We start from the raw sequence: 9,936 nt of genomic DNA, 5'->3' as shown, positions 1-9,936 counted from the left end.
CCTTGGGCTGCAACGGATCGAGAAGAAATGGACCATGCCGATCCAGGATTGGAAGCGGGCTTTGAACCACTTCGTGATCCTGCTGGGCGATCGCGTCACCCTATGAACTAATCCCAGTTACACACTTAACTTGACACCCCCAACACGCGAACGGTTTCTACATTTATTCAGGGCTCCCTTAAGAAGCCGCGGACTCTGTCGAGGTTCGGAGGCCGTGGCTCGCCACATCCAAGTCACCTGCCGAACAGCACGATGCGCGCCATGGCCAGGACGCCTTTCAACTTCTTGCCGAGACTTGGATTCGCGTGGAGGGGGTAGACCCCGGCGAGTTCCTGCCCCCGCGCCAGTTTGCTCAGTTTGCGCTTCACCGGGGGCTCCAGCTTGCCATCGGCCGCCAATTCCATGAACAGTGCCTTGACGTTGCCCAAGTCGAAGAAATCCCGTTGCCAGCACCACTTGTAGTCGCCGCCGTAGCGGAACCAGGAGCCGCCCACGCCGGCCACCTCATAGTCGCCGCCACCCTCCCGCTGCACCGGCGCGACCTGGCGCCAGATGCCGATAACCTCCCCCTGTCGCTCGTCGATCAGGATTTTGTCGTACGGATAGCGCCATTTCTCGAAACCTTCCATGTGAACCCCCAAGGCCCAATCTTCGATTTGCTTTCTGCCCTTGGCGAGGAATTCCCGATCGGGACCCATGTTCCAGCCGTATTCGGCGTCTCCGGTATACATGGGGCCGAGGTTCTTGATCCAGTCGCCGTCTGTTTCCGACTTCCGGTTGGCGGCGAGCCAGCGCTCGACCATTTCCTCCAGTTCTTCGCGCGGATATCCCGCCATGTCGCACTCCTTATTTTCCAATGAAACATTTCCCCGATTTCAGGCATGATTACGCTTTTGGGCGCATCGATAATGTCCGATTTCATTCACGCAAACGATAATCGGGTACAAACCCGCAGACGGAGCCACTATGGATCGTGAGCACCCCGTGAGCAAGACCCAGCGTAAGAAGCCCCCGGCCATCTCCGGCGGGCTTCCCGTCGCCGGGCATATTTTTGAGTTCGGCAGAAATCCGCACGCCTTCATGATGCGCCTGCGCGAGGAACTCGGGGATGTCGCCGAGTTTAAGCTTTTCCACCAGAACATGGTGCTGCTGACCGGCGTTGAGGCCAGCGAGGCTTTCTATCGCGCCCCCGACGAAGCGCTTGACCAAGGCGCCGCTTACAAGATCATGACGCCCATATTCGGCCGGGGCGTGGTCTTCGACGCATCCATCGAGAAGAAAAACCAGCAATTGCAGATGCTGATGCCGGCGCTGCGCGACAAGCCGATGCGCACGTATTCGGACATCATCGTCGCCGAAGTCGAAAGCATGCTCGATGAGTGGGGCAAATCCGGCGAAATCGATCTGCTCGAATTCACCAAGGAATTGACCATTTATACGTCGAGCCACTGCTTGCTTGGGACTGAGTTCAGGCACGAGCTGAACACTCAATTTGCCGAAATCTACCGCGATTTAGAGCAGGGTATCCAGCCCGTGGCGTACATTTTCCCCAATCTTCCGCTGCCGGTATTTCGGCGCCGGGATAAAGCGCGCGCCCGGCTTCAGGAACTGGTCGCGCAAATCATGGCGAAACGCGCGCACAAGCACGAAAAAGCGACCAACGTCTTCCAAACACTCATCGATGCCAGCTACGAGGATGGCAGCAAGTTAAGTCCTCATGAAATCACCGGCATGCTGATCGCCACCGTCTTCGCGGGCCATCACACCAGTTCCGGAACCACCGCCTGGGTGCTGATCGAATTGCTGCGCAATCCCGAGCATCTCAAAACCGTGGTTGAGGAAATCGACGAGCTGTTCGGCGCCCATGGCGGCGTGACTTTCGAATCTTTGCGCCGGATGCCGAAGCTGGAAAACGTCATCAAGGAAGTGCTGCGCCTGCACCCTCCGTTGATCATCCTGATGCGCAAGGTGATGCAGGATTTCCATGTGAAGGATTACCTCATCGAGGCGGGCAAGTTCGTATGCGCAGCGCCTTCGGTTACCCATCGGATCGCCGAGCTGTTTCCCGAGCCCGAGCGGTTCGACCCCGACCGCTATACCCCGGATCGGGAGGAGGACAAAAACCTATTCGGCTGGCAGGCCTTCGGCGGCGGGAGGCACAAATGCTCGGGCAACGCGTTTGCCCTGTTCCAGATCAAAGCCATTTTCAGCGTGCTGCTGAGGCGCTATGAGTTCGAACTGGTGAACCCGGCGGAAAGTTACCGGGACGACTACCGGAAAATGGTGGTGGAGCCCGGTTCCCCCTGTCCGGTCCGGTATCGCCGGCGGCAGACCACGACGGATTTTGCGGCGCGGCGATACGCGGAGCCCGGATTAGCCAGCCCTGCCGGAAAAACGTTCGAAGTGGTCGTCGACCACGATCTCTGCAAGGGCCATGCGAACTGCATGGCGGAAGCGCCGGAAATTTTTCATGTGGACGATAAAGGCCAACTCGGCGTACTCGATGAACGGCCCTCAGCCGCATTGATCGGGAAGGCAAGAGCCGCGGAAAAATACTGTCCCAACCGGGCGATAAGAATAGTCGGCGACGAATAGTTTCCGGGGCATCGAATCTGCCCGTCCCGAATCCTCCGGAACAAGGCGATGTGAGCGTTATCCGGCAACGGTACTACGCTCCTTCAGCCATTTGCGGATCGCCAGATGTTGAAATGAGAGGCTTTTGGCCAAAAGTTTGAGGACACCCATGCGCCAGGCGCCGATGGCGTTTTCCCTGGACCAGTGGGGCAACAAGTGGAACGATCGCAGAACCACCAAAGCGTATTGGATAGCCAGGGAAAAAATGCTGCTGTCGAGCGTGGACAGCAAGGCCATCGAGTGAGTGCGGCTTTTGCCGCTGGTTTGCCAGTAGGAAAATATGCACTGCTTGAGAAGCAGGGCTTCCGGGGTTTTGGCCAGGAAGGCCTCGCGTAGTTCTTCCGCCAGAGTGCGGCGGGTGAGCTGCAGGCGGCCGCACACGACGGAATAGCGGTGCAAAGCGGCCGGAATGTCGAAGTTCGTCGCACGCAGCGCATCCCGCAGAATCAAGGCATCCTTTACCGCAGTGGTAATCCCGGAAGCCGTCACGGGATGGCAGCAGCCACGGGCGTCTCCCACCAACACGACATTGCTCTTCGCGACGACGTCCGGAATGATTCTGAAATTCGCAGCCGCCAAGGGCTTGCTAATGGCTAGAACCCGTTCGGCATCGCTTCTGAAAGAGGCGGGGAACAGGCTCAGATGATTCCGAATCGATTCCTCGGAGCGGTGACCCCTGAGGACTTCGAACATGATTCTCGCGCGTCCTTGGCCGATGCTGTAGGCGTAGGAGATGCCCGCAGCCGGATTCAAAAAGATATTGCCGTAGCCCGGATGAGGCAGGTGCCGGTCTTCGACTTCGATGCCCATCATGGCGGAATAGCGATGGGTGGAAAAAGGGATTCCGGTCAGCTTTCGTACCTGCGACATGGACCCATCCGCGCCGATAATGAGCCGGGCTCGCACCCGTTTTTCGCCATCGTCGCAACGAATTACCGCCGCGAACGGCCCATCGGGTTCGCGTTCCATCCTTGTGACTCGGCTGCCGAGCCATGCCGTTACTCCCGGAAACTGTCTGACCGCGTCGAACAAATGGTTCTTCAGGGTTTGGTGTTCGATGGCGAGGCCGGAACAATCGAGTCCCTGTCTTTCGCCGTAAGGCAAGAGTATGGAGGCCGGGTCTTCGTCCGAAGAAGAGATCGCAAAGCCTTGTACTTTCGAGCCGAGATCCGCTTTGTCGCTCAGCAGTCCGAGTTGCCTAAGGCCGTCGACACCGGGCGGGTGGATGAGTTCACCGGCGAGTCGTCGGTCCTGCGAAGGTCCCGGTTCGATGATCAGGATACTTAGATCCAACTGCGAAAGCGCTGCCGCCGCGGCGGCGCCGGCTACCCCGCCGCCAGCAATCAGAACGTCCACATTCAATGGGTTCACTATTTTTGTTCTCATTTTACGCAATCCCTGTAATCCAGTAGAAGAGTTAGAGCCGACGAATCAGCCATGGGTAGTATCAATCAGCCGCACGTATCGCGCCAGTGCCCATGCCGGGAAATAGGTGTGATACAGGCGGTAATCGAGCATGGCGGCTCCGAAGAAGACACCGTTGACCCCTTGCCGCGGCCAGCCTCCGTCCTGTTGTTGCCGACCGATAAGCCAGCGGAAGCCGCGCGTTACCGATTCGTTGTCGGGAGGCAAAATTTCGAGGAGGGCGAGCAGCGCCCAGCTCGTCATGACGATTTGGCTCTCAGTATGTTCCACGTAGCGGCCTTCGAGGCAGCCCGAATAGTGCTCTCCCCAACCCCCGTCCAGGCGCTGCTTTCCGATAAGCCAGCGGGCGGCGGCGCGGAGCACGGGGTCCTCGGTCGGCACGCCGGTTGCTCGCAGCCCTCTCGCGACATGAAAAATGGCGTACGTGTAATTGATGCCCCAGAATCCCGGATAGGAGCCGTCTTCGAGCTGCTTTCGACGCAGGAAGGCCACCGCCTTGGCCGCCGCGCGATCGATCTTCCCGCCCGGAAGGTCGGGATGGTGTGTCCGGTAGTGGGCGAGCGCCGCGAGCGCCGAACCCGTGCATTCGATATAGGAAAGCTCCGTCATGCACTGGCCGAACATCTCGGAAGGATTGATGATCTCCAGAAGTTTTCCGGCACGTCGGCGCTCATAGGTGCCGAAACCGCCATCGGCATTCTGGCGCGACAGGATGAAGGAAACGGCCAGGCCAAGGCGCTCTTCTCCGAGCCGGGCCGCGACGTGTAATGCGGGGTGGTCGTAGAGGGCGAGCAGGGCGCTCAAGGCCTCCGCGGTGCAATCGCTCACCGGCCATCGGTGCCGGCCATCGGAAAAACACCATCCGCCGAGTGCCGGATCCCGCCAGGCGGCACGGTAATCCGGCAGTTCTTCGAGCATTTGCGCGCTGTCGAGAAACGCATGGGCCTTATCCAGCGCTTCCGCGGTTTCCTCGCCGGGCGCCTCGGTCAGCGCCTGGATGACGAAAGCCGTATCCCAGGTGTTGGAGCGTGCGCCGACGTAACGGATTCCTTCCGCCTCGTCTTCCCAGCGCCACGCTTCGACACCCTCGATGCTGGGAGCCAGGTCCGGATGGGCCGGATCCCGGGCGAAGATGGCGAGGCAGTCGAGCAAGCCGCTGACCGGCGAGATGCCCTGATACCGGGTGGTGCGTTGCTCGTAGAGAATACGGTTGAAGCAGACGTCGAGAGCCTTCCGTCGCAGTGCCGGATTGTGCACGCGCTCGTAGGCTCGCAACAGGTCGTACAGCCGGCGCAGGAGAGGGCTTACGGGCACGTACATGTCGGAACGCGCAATCGCGTGGCGTAGAGAGGCAAAGTCGATACCCTCGTAAGGCTCCCGGTAAAGCTCCCGGCGCAACGCGTCGCGTAATGAATCCGGCAGGGGCGCTACAAAGCGCATGCCGTAGAGAAAGGCGAGTCCCAAGTAGATTTGGCGGGTGTGGCAGTAATAGCGCCGCGGGTGAAAAGGCAACCAGTCCGGCAGCAGGAAAAGTTCCGGAGGGATGGGGTTGAGCCCTTCATACCCGTAAAGACCGAGTGCGGCCAACCAAAACTTTCCCCAACCGGGAATGCCTTTTACCCCGTCCGGCTGTGCCTGCAGCCAACGGCGCGCCTTATTCGGCATCGGCGCATCGGCGGGAATGCCGAGCAGCCGCACGGCCACATAGGCCAGGGCGGTAAAAAAAACATACCCCTCCGATTCGGGGTGCATGCCCCAGGAACCATCGCCACGCTGGCGGCACTCGAAGTGTCGAATGATCCGCGCCTTTTCCGCTTCCGGATAAGGGTGGCCCACCACGGTGCGTACGATGACGGCCTGCGCCAAAATCATAGTGCACCAGACCATTTCCCCTTCGAAGTCGCCGCCGGGACCTTGGAGTCCGAGCAAATAGCGCAAAGCCTTTTGGCTGGCATCCGCCGCTTTTCCGCAGGACAACGGGGATCGATTCATATCCTGGTTTTTCCCTGATAAGGTCATTGTTCTTCCTGCAAAGAGCCGGTCGGGAAGTTTAGTGGCTTTTGGAATCGGAGGCGAGTCCGATGTCTATCCAGTCGAGAAGACCGAGATAGTGGGTTTGGTGGACGCAGGATAGAGCAACACGGAGCTGTCGTGGCCTATCGATGGCGTCCAAAGCAGTGTGGCGGCGATTTGTTGAGCTTCCCGATTCAAGCCGCATATGGCGAGAAGCGCTTCAGCCTTCCCGCATCCTGCGCGGATCCGGCGCGATATCCTCCATTCTAAAGACATAGCGGCCTTCCTTGCGATCCGCGAAAAACAGGCGCAACGAGCGATAGACCGTTTCGAAGGAGATATCAGCCCAGGGGATTTCGTCCTCCCTAAAGAGGCGCGCCTCTAGGGTTTCGGAGCCCGCGGAATAGCGCTCTTCCAGCATACGGGCTCGAAAGAACACGTACACCTGAGAAATATGGGGCAGGCTGAACAGGGTGTACGCCGAGTCGAGTTCCACTTCGATATTCGCTTCCTCGCGAGCTTCCCGCCGGGCGGCTTCCGGCAAGCTTTCGCCGAGTTCCATAAAGCCTGCGGGCAGAGTCCAGTAGCCGAGACGCGGTTCGATGGCCCGCTTGCACAGCAGCACCCGGTCGTGCCACACGGGAATGCATCCGGCGATCAGCTTGGGGTTTTGATAATGAATGGTCCCGCAGGAATCGCAGATGTGACGCGGACGATCATCCCCTTCGGGGATGCCCCGTCGAAGCGATGCTCCGCAGTGGGTGCAATAGTTCATCAAGCGTATCGCGCGTTAGGCTTGGGCGAGATTGGCGCGTTGGCGAATCCTTGCCGCCCGCTGAAGGGCTTTAATCAAGCGATCATGGTCGAAATCAACTGATCCTCAAGTTCGATGCGCATAGCCAATTCCTCCCCGAGCTTGGAAAGGTCGTTCGCCAGGTGGGTTCTGAGCTCGTCGCCGGACAGCGTTTCGTATTTGTCGTTGAAATCCACGGCCACATCGGTGGCTTCGGCGATGCGGGGATAAACTTCCTCCGCCACTTCAAGAACTTTCCGCCGACGCTCGCTGCCGTCGATGATGCGCTGGTAAATCCCGAAATGGCCGAGTGAGATGTAATCGATGAGCAATTGGCAGAACTCCTGGATTTTCGACTCCAGGGGTTGCTCCACCGTAAAGGGCTTCATTCCGCCGATTGCGCAGTATAGAGACCAAACTTGCCGCCGTTCCTCCAGAAGCTCCTCGATCATCTGATTTGTGTTTTGCCTGCGTTCGTTGATGCTAGCACTCATCGTGACTGTTCCTGATTTTTCTTTTCGAAAAGGCTGGCATACATTATGCCATCTTCCGCACAGGAACAATCCTTTCTCGCGAAGTTAAATACTTATAGGCGCAGGATCGCCGCAGGTCGGGTTTTTGCGGTGGAGCTTGGGAGACGAACGGCTGGCTAATTCTCGGCCGATTGGCTCTCCGGAGAGAGAAGCCGCGAGAATTCGTCGATCGATTGGGGGCGGTGCGCCGGATCGACAATCATGGCCAAATCGATGGCCTGCAATAAATCCGGCGGATAGCGGCGCTTGAATGCTTTGACCGCCGGCATGAGGTTATCGCGTTCGGCGCGGACCGGGGCCGCAGGAGGCGGGATGCCGTCCAAACACATCCGCATGGTCGCGCCGACGGCGTAGATGTCGCTCCACGGGCCCAGCGCGCCGTCGTCCTGGTACTGCTCGATGGGGGAAAAGCCGTTGGTCAGGACCTTGCCGATGCGGGCCTGCTCTTCATACGGATACGGCTGCGAAGCCCCGAAATCCAGCAGAAGAGGGTCGCCGCCCGAGCGGATCAAGATATTCTGCGGCTTGATGTCGAGGTGCAGCAGCCCGTTTTGGTGAATCGTCCTGAGGCCGTCGAGAAGCGCCGGAAACACCATCCGCAGGAACTGGTCGCTCACCCCGCCTTTCTTTTCTTTCACAAGATAATCGCCAAGGACTTTTCCGTACTCGAAAGTCATCACCAGGTAGACCGTCGAGTTGGCCTGAAAGAAATTCAAAACCTCGACGATATTGCGATGCTTGAGCCTGGTGAGAACCTTGGCCTCTTCGAGGAATAGCCGTCGGCCGCGCAGGAACATCGAGCGAGCCTCTTCACTGTTCGGCACGACATGATCTTCTGGTGTGCGGTGCGCCAGACGGCGCGGTAGGTACTCCTTGATGGCCACTTGGTGCTGATCGGCCAACTGGCGCGCCAGGTAAACCGAACTGAATCCGCCGCCGGCCAAGGGGCGCTCGATCATATACTGATCGACGATCGTTCCCGATTTCAAAAAATACCACTCCTTCGGAGGCTTGTCCGAAGAGGCTGGCCAGGGTTTCCGCATGGGGGTGATTCAGCTTAACATTCAAATTTTTCTGATCAGGATTTACGCAGAGCCGCCTTTAGTCCCCTCTCCTCCTGGGAGAGGGCTAGGGTGAGGGAATTTTGAGATCGGCGAGAAGGAGGTAAATGCGTAAGCCCAACTTCCAACTTAATCAGTATAAAGCAAGATTTCCTATGATCCGCAGCATGACCGCTTTCGCCAGCGGCGAACGAGAAATTCAGGGCTGGCTTTTCACTTGGGAGGTCCGTTCGGTCAACCACCGGTACCTCGATCTTTCCCTGCGTTTGCCGGATGCCTTCCGTTTTCTGGAGCCGGCCGCCCGCAGCCGCATCGGTTCGCTCATCAATCGAGGCCGTCTGGATTGCACCTTGTCGTGCAAAAAGAGCACCGAAGGCGGCGCCGACATCCGCGTGTATCGCGACCTGGTGGCCAAATTATTGGCCGCCGCCCGCGAAGTGGACGATCTGAGCGATCGGCCGCTGGTCGGCTTCAGCGCTCTCGATGTCTTGAAATGGCCGGGCGCCCTGCACGAGCCGGAGGCCGACCGGGAACAACTGGCGGCGGAAGTTCTCGACCTTTTGACCGCCGTCCTAAAGCAAGCCATCGCCGTACGGGAAAACGAAGGGCGTCAACTGGCGGTTTTATTGGAAGAACGCTGTTTCAAACTGAGAGAGCACGTGGCGGCGGCGCGGGCGCGGATGCCGGAAGTCTTGCAATCCATCCGGCAGAAGATCGTCGCGCGGTTGGCCGAGATATCCGCCAATCCGGACTCCGACCGGCTGGAGCAGGAAATGGTTTATCTCGCGCAGAAACTGGACGTCGACGAAGAGTTGGACCGGCTCAACGCCCATGTCGACGAAGTCACGCGAGCCTTGCGCCAAAAAGAGCCGGTGGGCCGGCGCCTCGATTTTCTACTTCAGGAAATGAACCGCGAAGCCAACACCCTGGGCTCCAAATCCGCCGATGCCGAAACGACCAAAACTTCGGTCGAAATGAAGGTGCTGATCGAGCAAATGCGGGAGCAGACGCAGAATATTGAGTGACATTATTATTAAGATCGGTCTCATCGCCGGCAGCCCGGTAGCTGGGTTTAGGAACGAAACCCAAGCGATAACCTTTCCAGGCTAGGATAATAGCTGGGTTTACCAACTCAGCCTATGGTACCGAAACTAGAAAGCCGAAAGGGTGCCGCCTGACGAGTTTTCGGGAAATCCTTAATCGGGATAAACAGTAACTACGAAATAACCTTGTCCTAAATCGCTTCCGCGATTAACGAGCAACCGGCTATTTCCGCCGTCGCTTTTATCTCGTGGATGGAATCCCTGACGCTCAGCCATTGCGACGGCCTCACTCAGCGTCCCGGCATCGTCAATGACGGGGCCATCGGTGCTCGAACCGTCATCGTTGATTACCACGATCTTCACCGGGTATCGCAGCTTGATGCCGCATTTGTTCGCCATAATGCCCCTCGCGCCGATTCTTCGGGATCATTCCC

The 9,936-nt window shown here is 58.5% G+C and carries 9 protein-coding genes; 2 read left to right on the top strand and 7 right to left on the bottom strand.

Features of this window, described 5'->3' with window-relative positions:
* Nucleotides 1-233 precede the first annotated feature (233 nt).
* Nucleotides 234-836: a nuclear transport factor 2 family protein gene (locus tag VEB01_RS01590; protein WP_324872353.1), complete on the bottom strand. Its 603-nt coding sequence runs from the start codon at nucleotides 834-836 to the stop codon at nucleotides 234-236.
* Nucleotides 837-966: 130 nt separating this feature from the next.
* On the opposite strand from VEB01_RS01590, the gene VEB01_RS01585 reads away from it, so the two are divergent.
* Nucleotides 967-2,595, top strand: coding sequence for a cytochrome P450 (locus VEB01_RS01585; RefSeq protein WP_324872352.1), 1,629 nt, complete (start codon nucleotides 967-969; stop codon nucleotides 2,593-2,595).
* A 57-nt stretch (nucleotides 2,596-2,652) separates the two neighbouring features.
* On the opposite strand, the gene VEB01_RS01580 is transcribed toward VEB01_RS01585, so the two are convergent.
* The 5 genes from VEB01_RS01580 to VEB01_RS01560 all read right to left on the bottom strand — a co-directional run bounded on the left by VEB01_RS01580 (nucleotide 2,653) and on the right by VEB01_RS01560 (nucleotide 8,387).
* Nucleotides 2,653-4,020 (bottom strand): FAD-dependent oxidoreductase, encoded by a 1,368-nt coding sequence (locus VEB01_RS01580; RefSeq protein ID WP_324872351.1) that lies wholly within the window; start codon nucleotides 4,018-4,020, stop codon nucleotides 2,653-2,655.
* Between the two features lie 45 nt (nucleotides 4,021-4,065).
* Complete coding sequence (locus VEB01_RS01575; protein ID WP_324872350.1) at nucleotides 4,066-6,051, bottom strand: 2,3-oxidosqualene cyclase; 1,986 nt, start codon at nucleotides 6,049-6,051, stop codon at nucleotides 4,066-4,068.
* A gap of 241 nt (nucleotides 6,052-6,292) precedes the next feature.
* Nucleotides 6,293-6,847 (bottom strand): NUDIX hydrolase, encoded by a 555-nt coding sequence (locus tag VEB01_RS01570; protein WP_324872349.1) that lies wholly within the window; start codon nucleotides 6,845-6,847, stop codon nucleotides 6,293-6,295.
* A gap of 74 nt (nucleotides 6,848-6,921) precedes the next feature.
* Entirely contained in the window at nucleotides 6,922-7,359 is a 438-nt protein-coding gene (locus VEB01_RS01565; protein WP_324872348.1) for a sigma D regulator, read from the bottom strand.
* Between the two features lie 155 nt (nucleotides 7,360-7,514).
* Entirely contained in the window at nucleotides 7,515-8,387 is an 873-nt protein-coding gene (locus VEB01_RS01560; protein WP_324872347.1) for a serine/threonine protein kinase, read from the bottom strand.
* A 227-nt stretch (nucleotides 8,388-8,614) separates the two neighbouring features.
* Here VEB01_RS01560 and VEB01_RS01555 point away from each other — a divergent pair, with 227 nt between their 5' ends.
* Nucleotides 8,615-9,484, top strand: coding sequence for a YicC/YloC family endoribonuclease (locus tag VEB01_RS01555; protein ID WP_324872346.1), 870 nt, complete (start codon nucleotides 8,615-8,617; stop codon nucleotides 9,482-9,484).
* Between the two features lie 171 nt (nucleotides 9,485-9,655).
* On the opposite strand, the gene VEB01_RS01550 is transcribed toward VEB01_RS01555, so the two are convergent.
* Nucleotides 9,656-9,901, bottom strand: a complete 246-nt coding sequence (locus tag VEB01_RS01550) for a hypothetical protein (RefSeq protein ID WP_324872345.1) — start codon at nucleotides 9,899-9,901, stop codon at nucleotides 9,656-9,658.
* Nucleotides 9,902-9,936 lie beyond the last annotated feature (35 nt).

The organism is Methylocaldum sp. (assembly GCF_035627495.1).
In the GTDB taxonomy this organism is placed as follows: Bacteria; Pseudomonadota; Gammaproteobacteria; order Methylococcales; family Methylococcaceae; genus Methylocaldum.
The sequence above is the reverse complement of the archived record's forward strand: the minus strand, read 5'-3'. Positions and strand labels throughout refer to the sequence as shown.

Excerpts from the sequence above, each read along its gene's own strand:
- VEB01_RS01590 (WP_324872353.1), bottom strand. The coding sequence starts at position 836 with ATGGCGGGATATCCGCGCGAAGAACTGGAGGAAATGGTCGAGCGCTGG.
- VEB01_RS01585 (WP_324872352.1), top strand. The coding sequence starts at position 967 with ATGGATCGTGAGCACCCCGTGAGCAAGACCCAGCGTAAGAAGCCCCCG.
- VEB01_RS01580 (WP_324872351.1), bottom strand. The coding sequence starts at position 4,020 with ATGAGAACAAAAATAGTGAACCCATTGAATGTGGACGTTCTGATTGCT.
- VEB01_RS01575 (WP_324872350.1), bottom strand. The coding sequence starts at position 6,051 with ATGAATCGATCCCCGTTGTCCTGCGGAAAAGCGGCGGATGCCAGCCAA.
- VEB01_RS01570 (WP_324872349.1), bottom strand. The coding sequence starts at position 6,847 with ATGAACTATTGCACCCACTGCGGAGCATCGCTTCGACGGGGCATCCCC.
- VEB01_RS01565 (WP_324872348.1), bottom strand. The coding sequence starts at position 7,359 with ATGAGTGCTAGCATCAACGAACGCAGGCAAAACACAAATCAGATGATC.
- VEB01_RS01555 (WP_324872346.1), top strand. The coding sequence starts at position 8,615 with ATGATCCGCAGCATGACCGCTTTCGCCAGCGGCGAACGAGAAATTCAG.
- VEB01_RS01550 (WP_324872345.1), bottom strand. The coding sequence starts at position 9,901 with ATGGCGAACAAATGCGGCATCAAGCTGCGATACCCGGTGAAGATCGTG.